Source organism: Nostocoides vanveenii, from assembly GCF_039531165.1.
GTDB classification, from domain to species: domain Bacteria; phylum Actinomycetota; class Actinomycetes; order Actinomycetales; family Dermatophilaceae; genus Nostocoides_A; species Nostocoides_A vanveenii.
The window spans coordinates 1-15568 of record NZ_BAAAPN010000059.1 but is presented as its reverse complement, the minus strand read 5'-3'; the positions used below and the strand labels follow the sequence as shown (position 1 = coordinate 15568).

Here is a 15568-nt window from a genome sequence, read left to right as displayed (position 1 = left end):
TCGTGGTCGCTGTCCAGCGGCCGGGCGGCGAAGAGGGCTGGCGGCATGTCCGCACCGCGCCATCATGGCCCGCCCGACGAGCAACCAGGCGTCTACGACGGCGTCTCGGAGACATCACCCTGACGAGACATGGGCGGCGGGTCGGGCGTTACCGGTGGGTCTCGGGGCCGCCGGGTGTCTCGCGCTCGCTAATCCGGCCGAGGGCATGTTGAGACATCTACGAGCTGCAGCTCAACGACGAGGAGCTCGCTCGGTTCGGGCTGACCGACTGACTGGTCGCCCGCTCAGTGGCCCTGCCCCCGGCGGGCATCCTGCTGCCCCCGGTCGTAGGCCTCGATGCCTCCCTCGAACCAGCAGTGCGTCGCCAGATGGATCAGGGCGGCCTCAACGCCCTCGGTCGCCAGTTGCCGGCGAGCCTGGTCCAGCAGCGCCCGCAGCGTCGGGTCGTCCCGCGAGGGCCACGGCGGGTCGGGCATCTGCGCCTGGCGCGGGTCTGCCCAGTCTCCCCGGGCAGCGTCCTGGGCCTCGACCTTGGCGAGGGACGCCGCCCACAGCCGCTGCTCCTCAAGTGAATCGCTCATGACTCGACCGTCCCATCGCCCTCTGACACCGCGTAACTGCCCTCGCCTGCCAGCGCCGTGTACAGGGTCTGGCGGCTCACCCCCAGCTCCCGGGCGACGACGGCCTTGGGGACGTCGGCGGCGATGCGCTTCCGCGCCTGCGCGATCTGCTCGCCGGTGAGCCGCAGCGTGCGCTCGTAGACGCCGTTCTGTTTGGCGATGGCGATGCCCTCGGCCTGCCGCTCACGGAGAGTGGCCAGCTCGAGCTGGGCGCACGCGGCCAGCACCGTGAGCAGGAACTCGCCCTGCGGCGTGCCGGTATTGAGCGACGGATTGTCGACGAACTCGACCTGCGCGCCTTTGCCCTGCAGCTTCTCGACCAGCTCCAGCAGGTCCCGCGTCGAGCGCGAGAGCCGGTCAGGCGACTTCACCCGCACGACGTCGCCGTCGCGGACGTAGGCGAGCAACTCCTGCAACTGGGGGCGGTCGGTGGTGCGCCCGCTGACTTTATCCGAAAAGGGACGGTCGACTGACCCGAGCGCGGCGATCTGCCGCGCCTCGTTCTGGTCGACGGCGCTGACGCGCACGTAGCCGACCACCTGCCCCATGTGTCCATTCATGTCTTAACCCTCTCTGCAGTCATGTCCATCTCTACGTCCACTGACCTCGATGGACGCCTCACCCGTGGGTGCCGTGCGTGTCCAGCAGGGGAGACCCCGCTGGACACCCCTCACGCCGCGCGATCACTTCGATCCGACCCCGAGGAAGTCGGCGACCTCCTCGCCGGCGTCCTTGCAGTGCCGCACGAAGGCCCGGGTCTGGCCGTCGGTGTCGCTGACCGCCTTCTCGTGCAAGGGTGCGCGCACGTCGCTGTCAGTGATCTTCAGGGAAGTGGTCTCGGTCTCCGCGTTGCCGATCCACGGGTCGTCTGCTTCGCCCTCACCGTTGTCGATCCACCGCACGACCTTCCCGTCCGGGCCGTCCTCGAGGGTGCCGGTCGCCGTGCGGACGGCGGTGCCCGTGCAAATGATCTCGCGGTAGGTGAGCTTCGTGCCATCGAGGTGCCACTGCTCGATCCATGGGCCAAGGACCTTCGGCGGCGACATCATCCCGGAGGCCGGGAAGGCGGCGAGGTAGGTCTGACCCGTCTCCGGCGTCAGGTCCACCACCGGCAGCCTCGGCTTCGAGGTCGAGCTGGCACCCGGCGACGAGGGCGTGCTGCTGCCCGACGTCGAGGAGCCGGTGCTGTCGCTCGGCACTGCGGTAGAGGACGTGCGCGGAGGAGCCGTGCCGTCCTGCGGCGTGGTGTCGACTCGCACGCAGCCGGTCAGCGCCAGCGCCACGAGGGCAGCAACCGCGGTGACCATCGTGCCCTTCATCGCGCGTTTCCCCTCTTGACCATGGACCCGCGGACCCAGGACCAGATCTGGTCCTGGGCGACGACCAGCGCGCCGGCGATGAGGCCGACACCGATGGCCATCCACATCGACGAGAGCAGCCCGAGTCCGAAGGCCACCGCGGCCCGGAAGATGAGGAAGGCTGCGGTCTGGACGGCGGCGAACAGGATGAGCCGCGGCATCGAGCTGTTGACGATCGCCGCGGTCAGCTCGTCGTAGATGCGCCGGGCCGTCGACTTCGTGAACGCCAGGTCGTCGGGCCCCTGGGTCTCGGGAAGCCGCAGGATGCCCGCGCGGAACATGAAGGTGACGAGAGTGGTGGTGAACATCGCCAGGCCGGTGGCGACGACGTCGGCCAGCGGGCCGAGGCTCAGCTGGTAGGCGATCGCGGTCAGACCGGCGACGAGCAGGAACGTCACCAGTACGTTCCAGCCCCGGCCGCTGTCGAGACGAATCGCGTTGTGTACGTGGACGGTCGGGCTCACGGGGTCGGCCGCGGCGCGGCTGTCGTTGTCGGCGTCGGTGCTCATGCTGCTCCTCCTTGATGGATGTGGTGGGTGGTGTCGGTGTCGGGTACGTCCTCGTCGCCGTAGATCAGTGCGAAGGGCGCGTCCTCGTCATAGGGCGGCTCGTCGTCCTCGTCATCGCTGACCACGACGAAGGGTGCGTCCTCGATGGCGGGGGCTCTGGGGGTGTCCGGCACTGGCGGCAGCGCCGGGACTGGGGAAGGCTCGTGCGCGGCGGCGGGCACCGTCGGGACCTGCGGGATGCTCGGCACCGTGGGTACCTGCGCCTGGTCGGCGACCGTCACACCGGGCCAGCCGTGGCGGCGGACCTGCCAGGCGACCAGGGCCAGGCCCACGGAGGTCTGCCACCAGAGGTACATGAGTCCGACGCGGCCCCAGTGGACGGCGACCGTCTGCTCCGGGTAGTACCGCAGCGTGGCCACGGTGGCCAGGTCGGGCAGGAGCGCGGCGGCAGCGATACCTGCCACCGCGAGCACAGCGGCCGCGACGAGCCAGGGCCGACGCCTTGGCACCGAGCCGCGCCGCAGCGCCTTCTCGGTCGTGGCGCGGTAGGTGCCGTAGGACAGCGCCAGCGCCGGGCCGAAGGTCAGCGCCAGCGCCGGGACGACCCCGGCCCACAGCAGGAGCGCCCGGGCGGCGGTCTCTTTCGAGTCCTCGCCGGAGGCGACGAAGCGCGACCAGATCGGCTTGATCCGTCCCTCGTGGTGCGACGACTCGGCGGCACCGGCGGCCGACCGGTCCTTCTTGTCCGCCGCGCGGCGCAACTCGTTGGCCATGCGCCGGTCCGAGAGGTGCCAGCTGACCTCGTTGGCCAGCAGCCAATCGGCGCGGACGCGCTCGTAGCGCTCGATGTCACTCATCGCTCACCCGCCCTGCGCCAGGCAGGGCCGCAGCTGGTCAATCGTCTCGGCCGGCAGGCACCGGGCGACGTGCTGGAGCACCGACTCCTCGGCCATCCCGGTGGCGAACGCGCCGCCGGCGACGAAGCCGAAGAACCAGATCGCGCCGACGACGACCAGGCCGAGGACCGCCTTGATGACGAAACCCGCCATGTCTACCCCTCTCTCGATCGGGCACTAAAAACATGTTGTGATGCTTGGTATCATAATAGTACCCCGAGTAGGGCAACGCATCAACAAGGAGGAGACATCGCGATGGAGCTGAGCCGGAAGCAGTACGTGCCGCTGTCGGCCGAAGAGCAGGAGGTGCTGCACGGGGAGGCGCAACGGGCGGGCATGAGCCACGGCCTGCTCGCCCGGGTGCTCCTTCTGCACGGACTCGATCACGTCGACGACCCGGAAGTCACCGACCGCATCCGCGACGAGAAGCGCGCCGGGCGCAAGCGGATCAGGGCCGGTGCACGAGCCGCGGCACGGGTGCGCTGGGACAGCAGCGAGAAGAAGGAGCGAGGATGACCGAGAGTGATTTCAAGGCCCAGCAGACGCCCTACGGCGGAGCGATCGGCGCGGTGCCCGTCGCCACCGCCCCGCACCTGCTCGTATCGGGGCCCACCGGCCAAGGGAAGACCACCCGGGTGCTGGCTCCAGGGGCAGTGCTGTGGCGTGGCCCCCGGGTGATCGTCTCGAGCAAGACCGACTACCTGAAGTGGCTCGTCGAGAAGGACATCGCCAAGCGGGGTCCGCTCTACGTGATGGACCTGGCCGGTGAGCTCGACGAGTCCTTCGACTGGCTCCAGGGCATCGAGTACACCCGGGTGACCAGCGACCCGACGGCGCTGATCGAGAACGATGACGACGCGCTGGCTATGTCGGCGCTGCTGATGAAGGTCGGCAGCCTCGGTGCCTCCGACGGCGGGGGCAGTTCCGACGACGCCTTCTGGCAGACGATCGCGGCACAACCGCTGGCGGCGCTGCTGCTGGCGGGCAAGGCCTCCGGGCAGGGCATCGACTGGACGGTCCGCGCGGCGAGCAAGCACAAGAAGAGCGATGAGGGGGACATCAGCCCGTCGTGGGCGATCGGCTACGAGCTCATCGAGCAGACCAGTTTCCACGCACAGAACCTCGCCGCAGTGGTCGAGACGGAGGCGAAGATGCGGGACAACATCACGGCGACGATGAAGGCCGGGCTCGCCCCGTGGCTGCTGACCAACGTCCGGGGGGCAGGAGCCAAGGCGTTCAGCCCGACCATGCTCGAGGGCGAGGGTGGCCGCGAGCCGACGCTGGCGATCATCGCCCCGGCGGATGGCGTGGCGGCCGGCGCTGCCGTCGGAGCCGTGGAGATGATCATCAAGCACTGGCGACGCGGCATCGAGCGCGGCCTGCCTCGCGTGCTGCTCTCGATCGACGAGGCAGTCAATACATGCCCCATCCCCAAGCTGCCGACCTATGTGACGGAGGCCCGCGGCCTGGGCGTCGCCTGCGTCATCGCGGTGCAGTCGACCAACCAGATGCAGCTGCGGTGGGGAGAGACCGGCGCGAAGGTCCTGCGCGAGGTCTTCCCCGCGGCGCTGATCCTGCAGGGGGCACCCGAGCGCGAGATGCTCGAGGCCGCGGCCTGGTGGGACGGCGAGGCGGACGTGTGGCGCGAGTCCATCGATGCCAGGCAGCAGCGGTCGATGACCGCCGAGCGAGCACAGCGGACCACGGCCACCAGCCTGCTGCCAACCAGCGCCGAGGAGGGCCGACTGCTGCTGTACGGAAGGAAGGGGCAGATGGTCGAGCTGCCCGGCATCTGGCGCTGGTGACCGTCAGCGCTGCACACGAGAGAGGGTCCGGGCCAGCGTGGCCCGGACCCTCTTGCATGCCGAGTCAGCGGCCGCGACCCTCGCGCTCCTGCTCGCGATCGCGCGCCTCCGCGGCGTTGGCCGCGGCGGTGAAGCGGTCCGAGGGACTCATCTGCTGCGGCTCGTCATTCTCGCGCCGACCGGCGACCCGGCGCTCGGTCGTGCGGGTGTCCGTGTGGCGGCCCGCGTCTCGGTCCGGACCTGCATCGGCCCGCTGGTCGCGCGGCTGACCCTGCTCCTGCGCGGTGCGCTGATGGTCCGAGTCGACCTGCTGCTGCTCCTGCCGACGCTGCTGCTCCTGCTGTGGACGCATCTGGGCCTGACGCTGCTGCTCGCGACGCTGAGCGTCCTGGCGCTGGACCTGCTCGGTGCGACGAGCCTGGTCCTCGCGCTGGACCTGCTCCTGGCGCTGGCGCTCAAGCTGGTCCTGACGCTCGAGCCCCTCGAGCACCGTCTTGCGCTCCTGGCTGCGCCGCTGCTGCAGCTGACGCTGGGCCTCCTGGTACTCCTCGGTCCGCAGCGACTGCTCGCCGTAGCGCTGCGCCACGGCCCGCTCGCCCTCGGTGGCCAGCAGCCGCCTCATCTCGGCCGCCCGCTGCGGGTCCATCTGCCTCGTGCCCTGCTGTGTAGCCATGTCCTCGTCCTCTCTCTCGGGTCTGGTTGTCACGCCGTCCGGCGCTGTGCTCGTGCGTCGATGCGGTACCGCCGGGCCGTGGCCCGGTGGTCACGAGCCTCTTGGCGCAGGCGCTCGACGCGGTCCATGTCGTACTGGTGGCTGCTGGCCCCGGTGCCGCCCATGAGGTAGGAGCCGCACGAATACGCCTCGTCCTCGTCAGCCTGCGACTCCAGGCGGGCCGCCTCCTGCTCGAGCCACTCGGCCTCAGTCAGCAGCCACCGCTCGTAGCTCTGCTCGGTCATCGTCATCACCCTCTCCTAGCGATCCATGTCGTGGTCGTCGCGTTCTGCGGCCTCAAGGGTCTGCTGGCTGAACTGCTCCGACAGGCTCTTGCCCCGCTCCTTCTCCCGCTGGCGGGCCCGGTCCTCCGACGCGTGCTGCCGCTCGATGACATCGGTGCCGATCGGGCGGTCGGTCGGACCCACGGAGTGGGGGACGACGACGTAGCCGCGTCCGTCGTTCGACGGCGAGACATTGCCGCGCAGCGCCAGCACTTCGCGGCCGGCGACGACGACGCGGTTGTCCCCGGCTGCGGCACGCAGCGTGGACACCTGCTCGCGGGAGTACGGGGCAGCCACGGCGGTCACGGTCTGCCGGTGACCGTCCTTCGTGGTGCTCTTGCGCTCGGTGTACAGGTGCAGTCCCGACCTGTCGGCGGCGGCCGGGTCGTGGGCCGCGAGCTGGGCGTCGAGATACACGCGATCGTCCTGCTCGCCCACGACGACGGCGACCAGCTCGCGGCCGCGCATCTCGTCGCCCTTGAGGACGGAGACCTGACGCTCCCGGCGGCGCTGGGGCTTGGCGACCGTCGGCGATGCCGTCGGTGCCGTCGCCGACCCTGCCTGGACCTCGGGCACATCCGGCTCACGCTCGAGCGAGGGCGTGTCGGCTTGCTGCTCCACGGCGTCGTCGGTGCGTGCAGCGGTCTCGGCCGCGTGCGGCTCGACGTGCTGATGCGTGGTGTCGTCGACGTGCACCGTCGGCCGCGTCGCCTCGGTCTGCTCGACGGCCGGAGATATCGACGGCAGAGCGCGACCCCGCTGCTCGTAGTCGGCCAGGAAGGCTGCCGCAGCGCCCCCAAAGTACTCGTCGCCGTCGTCGAGCGTCGGGCGCACACGCTGCTCGTACAGCTCGGCGATCGACTGCGGCTTCTCGGCCGCCTGCTTCTCGGCCGCCTGTGCGGCCCGCTCCTGCGCCGCAGCCTCGTGGACCTCCGCCCACAGCTCCGCCTCCTCCTGTGGCGACAGCGGCTCGAACGTCTTCGGCGGGGCGGTCACCCGCCCGCGCGTGTGCGGCTTCCACCGTCCCTGCGCCACGAGGTCGAGCTGCTCGTCGAGGCCGGCGTTGGTGTACCGCTCGCCGAGCTTCGTGCTGCCGATCGGCTGCTGCCGCCCCGGCACCACGAACGAGCGGACCCGGGTGCCCAGCTTCTTCGTGGACCGCGTCTTGATCTCCAGATCCCCGGTGGCGGCGACCTCGTCGACGAGAACGTCCATGCGCTGACCGGCGCTGAGCCCGGCCAGCCTCGACGGGTCCCTCGAGAGCGACTGCAGTGCCGTCTCGATGCCCCGCCGGGCGCGGTCCTGGTCGGAAATGCCACCGCGTTCCCGAACCCAGAAGTCGTGGTCGGTACGGCGCACCGCCTTGTACTCCGCAGACCTGACCTCGGGCAGCACGTCGCGGTCCTGCGGCTCCAGTCCGAACTCGTGGCCACGCCGCTCGAGGAACTCGTCCCACGCTGCGCGGTAGGTGTCGACATGGGTGATCGCGCCGCCGACGCGCATGCCCGGCTCGAAGGTCCGGCCGCCCACCGTCATGCGCGAGTGAACGATGGCGTTCATGGCTTCATGCACGTGGTACTTGCCGCCCTCGCCGCGTGCCTGGGCAGCCTTGGAACCCTTGGCGTCGGACTGGCCCACGAAGAGCGACTGCACGCCGGGCGAGTACCCCTCGCGGAAGGCGCGCACGGCGTCGCCAGCGCGCATCACGGACTGCGGGTCGTCCGGATTCACCGTGGCCAGGTCGAAGCTGTAGATGAAATGGAACGCTTCGTACCGCTTCTCCAGCTCCACCTCGGGCGGGATCCGCAGGTGCGTCGCGGTCTCGTTCGCCTTGGCCTCGCGCCAGTTCTTCCCGACCTTGAGGTGGGTGGCGTCGGCCGGGTCCTTCGGCTTCCGATACTTGCTCGGGTTACGCCGCACCTCCTGGTCACGACCTTGCTCGATGCGCAGGTCCCGGAACTCGAACTCTGCCCGCTCGTAGGTGCAGTGCGTGCCCCAGGCGTAGACCGCGCGCGGATTGCGCAACTCGAGTCCGTCGGGCCCGCGCAGGTAGTGGATCAGGGTCGACGCGGAGGTCGTAGGGATGTGCTTCGACACGGCCGTCATGAGCGACTACCCGGCCAGGCGAATGTCGTCGGCACGGTCCCGTGCACCCAGCTCGAACATCTGCCGGTGCACGTCGACCAGCACGCGACCGGTTGCTGCGACGGCCTCGGCAGGGATCGCGTCGCCGCGTCCGTAGGTTGCGATCTGATGGCTCAGGCGCGTCATCGTGTTGAGGTTGTGACCGGCCGCGCGCACCTGCCTCCCAATCTCGTTGTAGGCCTCGGTGCGGCACTCCAGTGCCGCGACGACATCCGGGTGCAGGACCGGCACCGGGGGAGCGGACGAGGCCGCCACGGAGGGGGCGAGGTCGTCGTCGTCGAGGGAGTCGATGAGGCGACGCACGGCAGCCGCGCGGGAGCACAGCGGCGACCCCATCGCCTGGACTTCGTCCAGTCGAGCGGCCTGCTCCGGCGTCATCCGCACGAGGACGGCGACCGCGTACTGCGCCATGCTGTGAGCACCCCCTTGCCGAGTACGGCACTAGATCGAGACTAGTTCTGATGCTGCCAATACTACACCACGTGGAGGGGTACCGGTAGCGAAAGGAGGTGAAGCCAGCAATCCCCCCTGATATCAACGCGCTACGCGCGCGCCCTCCGGGCAGGGGGTTGCCGGCCAGGGGCTCACGCTCGCTTCGCTCGCTCCGCCCCGTGGACCTGGGGGAGAGGACCCCTCGCGCTGCGCGCTCGGGCCGTGGTGCGCGACGATGCCGCCGCCGGTGCGGCGACGTGGGGCCGCCGTCTGCACGGACGGTGCCGCGACCGCAGCCTTGTGCAGCGCCGGAGACACGGGACAGCCCCGGCCAGCGACTGCTGACCGGGGCTGCTCGGTGCCCGTGCCGGGCGACGGCATCAGGCCGCGGACCAGGACTGCACGGGCTCCTGCGAATCGTCACCGGCGTCGTCCTCGACGGACACCGACTCCTGCTCGCTGGCGTCGAGCTGGACCGTCGCGATGACCTCGTCGAGGTCGCGATCGCCGCTGTCCTCAACCTGGTCGGCGCTGCCCTCGATGAGCCGGTCGATCGCCTCGGCGAGCAGCTGCATGCGCTGCTCCTCGTGCGGGTCCGGGTCGATCATCCGGGGCTTGCCGGACTTGTCGGTGACGACCTCGCCGGTGCGCTTGTGTACCTGCGCCTCGTGCGGCACCGAGTCGATGCCGAGCTTGTCGAGAAGGTCCTCGACGAGGGCGACGCGGGCCGGCCCGGCGTCGGCCAGGGCCTTGGCCAGCCGTGCGTCGTGGGCGTCCTGCTCGGCCTGGATCGCGGCGAGCAGCCGCCGGTTCTCGGCCTCCTGATCGGCGAGGCGCTGGGCCAGCGCCGCGGCCTTCTTGGTGGTGTAGGTGGTCATGTCGTGATCTCCGATCTTGTAGTGCGCCCGCTGGCGCGGGCGGTCTTGTCTGTCTCTGCTCGCGGGCTCCGCCCGCTCGGTCTCGGTCAGGGGGTGAGGGATCCTGCGGCAGCACCTCCCGGCCGGCGCAGGGGAGGCTCCTCGTCGCCGCGGGCGACGGCCGCGAGCCGGGCGGCGACCCACTGGTCCCGCGACATCGTGCGAACGTCGGCGACGCCGGGCCACGGCTTGATGTCCTTGGGGTCGACACCGCGGCGGACGATGGCGTCCAGCCCGGGTCGAGGCCGGCCGTCGAACTCCGGGTGCTCACGCAGGTAGTCGTAGGCGCTCACGTAGGCCATACGGAGCATCTCGTCGTAGGTGGGCATCCTCATGCTGCGTTCTCCTTCTTCTCGGTGGTGTTGCTGGTGGTCTTGTGCCAGGTGCAGTCGACGTCCTCGCACTCAGGCTGGTCGCGGTGGTCGCGGGCGACCTCGGGCCAGGCACGCTTTTCACTGCGATAGCAGTCGGCCCAGTCGCGACCGCGGTCACCGGCCTCGGCCAACACGGGCACGGCCAGCGCATCGGGCGTGATGCGGTACTCGAACTGGAGTGCGCGCAGGACAGCCGCCTCGGCCTCTTCGGCACGGCACTCGGGGACGCTGAGCACGATCTCGTCGTGGACGATCGCGCGCAGGCACGGCAGCAGCCACTCGGGCAGACGCAGGACGCCCTCCATCATCAAGTCGCGAGCGGTGCCCTGACCGACGAACGCCGGGGCCTGCGTGTACTCCTTGCCGGGTCGCACCCGCATCCACCGGCCGAAGGCGCTGCGCACGACCTGACCAGCGGCCTCATGGCGGATGGCCTCCTTGAAACTGGCCAGCTTGGGGAACCGCAGATCGAGCGTGGCGAGCTGACGCTCGGCGTCGGCCAGGCTGATCCCGGCGTGGCCGGCCAGCGCTGTAGCGCCCATCCCGTAGCTGGTCGCGTGCGTGATGGCCTTGGCGTCGCCACGGCGCGGGTGGTGCCCGCTCGTGCGGTCCCAGTCGGCCTCTCCGAAGATGGCGGCGGCCATCTCGTCGTGCATGTCCTTCCCGGGCTCGAGGGCGGCGATGTAGGCAGGATCCTGACAGTGGACCGCCATCGCCCGGGCGTCGATCTGGGCCAGGTCCGCGGTGATGAGCACATGTCCCGGATCGGGCAGGAGCATGCAGCGCTCACCGACGTTGGTCCGATCGCGCTTGCCCATCACGGACAGTCCCGGGTGGGTGATGCTGATCCGGCCGGTGGCCTGCACAGCGGCCACCGTGGGATGCACGCGGCCGTCGGGTCCCGTGTGGTCGTGGATCGTCCGGGCGGTCGACCGCTCGCCGTTGAGGGCCCGCAAGGTGCGGCAGAGGTCGATCAGGCCGGCGTGGTCCGGGTGCTGCGCCTCGAGGTCCGCCAGTGCCTCCTTGCCGGTCGCAAGGCCGCCCTTGGCAGTGCGTGGAGGCTCGATGCCCAGGTCGGTGAAGGCGCGCTCCAGCGCGGCCTTGCCAGCCGTCGTGGTGTGCGGCTTCGCCCCGTCGGTCGGCAGTCCGTACCGCCGGGAGAGCGCGCGCTTGGAGGCGACAACGCGTGCCTCCCGCTCGTCGATCGAGCGCTGCACGAGGTCGACGTCGACCCGGAAGCCGACCTTGGTGATGTGGTGCAGCCGCCACATGAGCCGGTGCTCGCGTCGGACGTAGTCGTCGACCACGAGGTGCTCGGCCAAGCCTCGGACGAGATCCACGTCCTGGACCAGGTATCGCACGTAGTCGGGGTGGTCGACGGGGATGAGGTCGTAGCCGCGACACTGTCGCGCCAGAGCCTTCAGCAGGGACCCCGAGTCGTCGGCGACCTTGCCCTCTCCGAGCACGCGGCGACACACCGCATCGAGGTTGTAGCGGCGGGAGTCGGCCTTGCCCGAGACCGGCGGGTCGTTCTGGCGCGCCACGAGCAGGGTGTCGACGACTCGGTCCTCGCGGACGAGGCGGGCCAGGTCGAGGCCGTGGTACCGCTCCAGGGCGAGCAGGTCGAAGCCGAGGATGTTGTGCCCCACGACGTGGTCGGCCTGCTCGATCAGCCGAACCACTGCGGCGATGTCCGTGGTAGTGACGACCGGCCCGGTGCCGATGGCGTAGCCGGCCAGCCGGACGAAGCCGGGACCGTGGTCCCAGAGGCGGTCGGCGTCGGCGGTCTCGAGGTCGAGGTAGAGGGTGCTCACGACGCATCACCGCTGAGCTCGGCGATGGTCTTGCCGTCGATCGACGGCATGGTCCGCGCCGCCCGCTGGGTGAAGCCGTGACGGTCGGTGAACTCGATGACCTCGCCGGGGGCAGCGCCGGCACCCGTGCGCGGTCCGGGAGAAGCCGGGGGAGCGGTAGGAGCGGCAGGGATGGCCGTGACACCGGCCTGCAGCCGGTCGATCACATAGGCCTTGCCGCGGCCGTGGAGCTTGCCGTCGTGACGGATCCGCAGGTCGCCGTACCACCGCGGATGCTGTCCGTAGAACGTCGAGAGCACCTTCGCGTCGACATCACCCCAGGACAAGCCGTACGGAGCCGGAGCGTCCGGGTCGGCCTTGGCATGGGCGACGACCTGGGAGGCACCGAAGCGGGTGCCGACGGGGAACAGGCCAGCAACCCACTCCCAATGCTCCCGGTTGTCGACCGCCTCGCTGTCGGCAGTCTCACGGACGTCCAGGACGGTCGAGAGGAAGTCCCGGATGCCGGCCAGGTGCAGGATGCCGCCGATGACCCGCTGCCACTCGGTGTAGCTCTTGAAGCCGAACGCACGCGGGGCCGGCGGCTGACCGCGGTCGTACCAGGCCCGGATCAGGATCAGAGCGGCACGCAGCAGCGCAGCGCGGTTCTCGGGGACCCAGGTGTCGAGGTCGTGACGGAAGTTGTCACGCGTCTCCAGGTCAGCCCGATCGGAGCTCATCCGGCACGTGTAGACGCGTCGCACGACATCGCCCGGCAGTTGGACGTTGTTGCCCAGGGCGTAGAAGGTCATCACGTTACGAAGGCAGACCATTTCAGAGACACCGAGCCTGCGCCCCTCGTGGACCTGCGAGGTGGTCGCGGTCGTCAGAGCGGCCGAAACGAGCCGCGACGGGCCATCCGGGGGCTGTACCTCATCCAGGACCATGATCGTCGCACCGGCGTCGACCTTCGCGGTGATCCGCTTCTCCATCTCGGCGTCATCCTTGGGTGCGGCCTGCAGGGGTGCCGGCGTGCCGAAAGCGACCTTGTGGATCACGTCCACGGCACCGCCCTTGCCGACGCTTCGCTGCAGACCGTCGAACACAAGGATCGGAGCGAGCGGGATGTTCACCCGGATCATCGGCGTAAGCAGGCCGGCGATCGCGTGGGTCTGGTCAGCGACGTCCTGGAAGACCCACCCGTCGTACCCACCGACCCCGTCCATGGCGAACAGGTCGTCCCGAAGCAGCACGACGGCCCACTGGATGTCTGCATCGGAGGGGTGCTCGGGGACGTCGATGTCCTGAACGTCCTTCGTCAGATCGAGGTAGAGGCCCGTGGCGGGGTCGTAACCGGACGTCGTGTTGACCGAGCCGTCGGCGCGGACAATGGGGGAGCGAGTGATGCCGACGAGAACGGGGAACCGGTCGGGGTGGTCGTCGACGAGGTCGAGCAGCATGGATGACACGCCGCAGGGGCGCGCACCCTGCTGCCCGACCGTGATCGGCTGAACCACGTCGAGCAGCTCGCGGTGGAGCCCGCCACGGTTGCCGAGCGGCTTGACGACCAGGTAACCGCCGGTGCCCGGGTCGTTCTTCCGGCGCAGACGAACGATGCCCTCGTCCCGGCTGAAGAGCCGCGTGCCGCCGCGACGCTCGACGAGGGCATCGACAAGCTCGAGGGAGACCTGCCGGGGGTCCTCGTCGACGTTGATGCTCACCCGGTCGTCGCCAGCCTGCGCAGCCACAGCAGCGACTGACCGGGCCACATCCCGGTCCCGAAGCTGCCGACGCATCTTGTCGAGCTCACGCTTGTCGAGATCGGCCGGCTTGGCCTTCGCGCCAGTCACCCAGGAGGCGAGCATCGAACGGCGGGCGTCGTCGTCGGCCAGCCTCGCGAGGACATCGTCCAGGCCGTCCTTGCCGCCGCCAGGAAGGCGCGCGAACCGGACGGACTTTGCGCCGTACTCCTCGCACGCCTTGCCGAGGGCCGCAGCACCGTCGAAGACACGCACGTTGGTCGCCGCGTCAGCGTCAGGGACGATCACCACGTCCTGACGCTGGACCGCAGCAAGGTAGGGGGTCGGGGTGCCGGGTGCGCCGTCGTCGCCGGTCACGCGCCAGGACCAGATCCCGGTGATCCGGTAGATCGACCAGTCGTCCGGAGCCCAGGCGAGAGCAGCGAGGGCCTGCTTGACACCCTCGACGATGAGGACAACAGCGGGATCATTGACGACCCGCAGGACGGGCAGCTTGGGCGGGTTCTGATCCTTGAGCGGCGAGACGTACTTCTGAACGTGACCGTCTGCGTTGGTCACGCTGCCGGGCACGAACTTGACCTGGCCGGTGGCGGTGCCGTCGGGGTGCACCATCGGGTAGACGAGCGCCGGAAGCGTCCCGGTACCGTGCTTCTCGACGTGCCGAAGGGCCCACTCGGGAAGGTCGTCGACCTTGTTGGCCGTGTACACACCCTGGTCGGCGGCCACGGCCGCGGGGATGGCACTGGCCTCGAGCTCCTGGACGTGCTCCGGAGCGACGTTGGCGTAGTGCGTTGCCGTGCTGGTGCCCTCGCGATCGTCGTCGCGATGTGGCAAAATGGGGTCAGACATATGGCGATCTCCTCTACAGATCGTCCGTGTCGGGCCCGGCGGAGACTCCACTCCCCGGGCCCCACGTGTGTACGGGGGAGGGGAGCGGTCAGGCCGCGGAGTGGGCGGGCGAGGCGTCAGTCGCCGCAGCCGAGCTGAGCAGGCGGCCGAGCTCGGCGACCTGCTCGCGAGTCAGCGGGGAAAAGGTCGCGACGAGGGCCTCGGCGAGAGCATCGAGGTCGGCGCTACCGGCCGGGCTCTCGCTCGCAGCCGGAGCCACCGGGGTCGACGCAGCAGCACCGGGCCGGGGCAGATCCCCCACGCGGACCTTCCAGCGGCCGCCGACCTTCACGGCCGGCAACTGGCCGGAGCGGATGTGTGCACGGACAGTCTGGGGGTGGCCGTAGCCGAGGGTGGCGACGTCCGAGGGCTCGATGAGCAGATCAGCGTCGCGCTCGAGGTCGATGGTCACCTGACCGTCGACCGAGCAGACGCTCCTGACAAAAGCGGACATAAAAACAGGACCTCTCAAGAGGTCCCGTCCGCCCGGCATTCGGGGACTGCATACGACTCGGGACTGCCCTAGGTGAGTCAGGTGTGGACGGCAGTCCCACTGCGCCGCGAATGCGACCCAGTGCAATCGGCCCGAAGGCTCCTCGCGTGCACCATTATACAGATCGACACAGCGCACATCAACACGCAATGCGAGTCGCCATTTAGCGATGAGACCCAAGGCGGACAGACTGGGGCACCGTGCGGGCGAGCGACAGGGGCCGACAGGCACACGGAGAGCAGGGGGGTAGGACAACAGGCGGTGCTCTCCGTGTGCTCTCCGTGTGCTCTCCGTGTGCTCTCCGTGTGCTCTCCGTGTGCTCTCCGGTGCTTTCGCCTCAGTTTCCAACGAATAGCGGAGCACGGAGAGCACGGAGAGCACACGGGAGAGACGCCCGGCGGAATGTGTCGTGCGCGCGTGCGAACTCAAGAGATCATCGACATGGAGCACACACACATCGCTCGTCGCTGAGATGCCTGTCAAGGGCCATTGAGATCTGCCCAGGGGCGGTCGTGGGACCTGCCCGGTGACGGTCAAGAGGAGTGCCCGGTGGTGGCCGTGGGATCTGCCCTGTGCTGGCCA

The 15568-nt window shown here is 69.7% G+C and carries 17 protein-coding genes; 2 read left to right on the top strand and 15 right to left on the bottom strand.

The window, feature by feature from the left end:
* Positions 1-284: 284 nt before the first annotated feature.
* The 6 genes from ABD209_RS14780 to ABD209_RS14755 form a co-directional block, all read right to left on the bottom strand.
* The gene (locus ABD209_RS14780) at positions 285-581 is read right to left on the bottom strand and encodes a hypothetical protein (RefSeq protein ID WP_344067579.1); all 297 of its coding nucleotides are present in this window, start codon (positions 579-581) and stop codon (positions 285-287) included.
* Positions 578-1168, bottom strand: a complete 591-nt coding sequence (locus tag ABD209_RS14775) for a recombinase family protein (protein ID WP_344067578.1) — start codon at positions 1166-1168, stop codon at positions 578-580. The genes ABD209_RS14780 and ABD209_RS14775 overlap by 4 nt, the downstream gene beginning before the upstream one ends.
* Before the next feature lie 135 nt (positions 1169-1303).
* Positions 1304-1939 carry a hypothetical protein gene (locus tag ABD209_RS14770; RefSeq protein WP_344067577.1) on the bottom strand — a complete coding sequence of 212 codons (636 nt, stop codon included), beginning with the start codon at positions 1937-1939 and terminating at the stop codon, positions 1304-1306.
* Positions 1936-2487: a hypothetical protein gene (locus tag ABD209_RS14765; RefSeq protein WP_344067576.1), complete on the bottom strand. Its 552-nt coding sequence runs from the start codon at positions 2485-2487 to the stop codon at positions 1936-1938. The genes ABD209_RS14770 and ABD209_RS14765 overlap by 4 nt, the downstream gene beginning before the upstream one ends.
* Positions 2484-3344 carry a hypothetical protein gene (locus ABD209_RS14760; RefSeq protein ID WP_344067575.1) on the bottom strand — a complete coding sequence of 287 codons (861 nt, stop codon included), beginning with the start codon at positions 3342-3344 and terminating at the stop codon, positions 2484-2486. The genes ABD209_RS14765 and ABD209_RS14760 overlap by 4 nt, the downstream gene beginning before the upstream one ends.
* A gap of 3 nt (positions 3345-3347) precedes the next feature.
* Entirely contained in the window at positions 3348-3536 is a 189-nt protein-coding gene (locus ABD209_RS14755; RefSeq protein ID WP_344067574.1) for a hypothetical protein, read from the bottom strand.
* 102 nt (positions 3537-3638) lie between these two features.
* Between ABD209_RS14755 and ABD209_RS14750 the strand changes: the two genes are divergently transcribed.
* Positions 3639-3899, top strand: a complete 261-nt coding sequence (locus ABD209_RS14750) for a hypothetical protein (protein ID WP_344067573.1) — start codon at positions 3639-3641, stop codon at positions 3897-3899.
* Positions 3896-5188 carry a TraM recognition domain-containing protein gene (locus ABD209_RS14745; protein ID WP_344067572.1) on the top strand — a complete coding sequence of 431 codons (1293 nt, stop codon included), beginning with the start codon at positions 3896-3898 and terminating at the stop codon, positions 5186-5188. Before ABD209_RS14750 ends, ABD209_RS14745 begins: the two co-directional genes overlap by 4 nt.
* Positions 5189-5252: 64 nt before the next feature.
* Here the strand turns inward: ABD209_RS14745 and ABD209_RS14740 are convergent, their stop codons facing one another.
* The 9 genes from ABD209_RS14740 to ABD209_RS14700 form a co-directional block, all read right to left on the bottom strand.
* Positions 5253-5861 carry a hypothetical protein gene (locus tag ABD209_RS14740; RefSeq protein ID WP_344067571.1) on the bottom strand — a complete coding sequence of 203 codons (609 nt, stop codon included), beginning with the start codon at positions 5859-5861 and terminating at the stop codon, positions 5253-5255.
* A 29-nt stretch (positions 5862-5890) separates the two neighbouring features.
* Entirely contained in the window at positions 5891-6151 is a 261-nt protein-coding gene (locus ABD209_RS14735) for a hypothetical protein (protein ID WP_344067570.1), read from the bottom strand.
* A gap of 9 nt (positions 6152-6160) precedes the next feature.
* Complete coding sequence (locus ABD209_RS14730; protein ID WP_344067569.1) at positions 6161-8290, bottom strand: hypothetical protein; 2130 nt, start codon at positions 8288-8290, stop codon at positions 6161-6163.
* Positions 8291-8296: 6 nt separating this feature from the next.
* Entirely contained in the window at positions 8297-8740 is a 444-nt protein-coding gene (locus ABD209_RS14725; protein ID WP_344067568.1) for a hypothetical protein, read from the bottom strand.
* A 401-nt stretch (positions 8741-9141) separates the two neighbouring features.
* On the bottom strand, positions 9142-9639 hold the full coding sequence (locus ABD209_RS14720) for a hypothetical protein (protein WP_344067567.1): 498 nt from the start codon (positions 9637-9639) through the stop codon (positions 9142-9144).
* 86 nt (positions 9640-9725) lie between these two features.
* Entirely contained in the window at positions 9726-10013 is a 288-nt protein-coding gene (locus ABD209_RS14715) for a hypothetical protein (RefSeq protein ID WP_344067566.1), read from the bottom strand.
* Positions 10010-11866 (bottom strand): DNA polymerase, encoded by a 1857-nt coding sequence (locus ABD209_RS14710; RefSeq protein ID WP_344067565.1) that lies wholly within the window; start codon positions 11864-11866, stop codon positions 10010-10012. The genes ABD209_RS14715 and ABD209_RS14710 overlap by 4 nt, the downstream gene beginning before the upstream one ends.
* Complete coding sequence (locus ABD209_RS14705) at positions 11863-14454, bottom strand: toprim domain-containing protein (protein WP_344067564.1); 2592 nt, start codon at positions 14452-14454, stop codon at positions 11863-11865. Before ABD209_RS14705 ends, ABD209_RS14710 begins: the two co-directional genes overlap by 4 nt.
* Positions 14455-14542: 88 nt before the next feature.
* Positions 14543-14947, bottom strand: a complete 405-nt coding sequence (locus tag ABD209_RS14700) for a helix-turn-helix domain-containing protein (protein ID WP_344067563.1) — start codon at positions 14945-14947, stop codon at positions 14543-14545.
* Between the last annotated feature and the right edge of the window lie 621 nt (positions 14948-15568).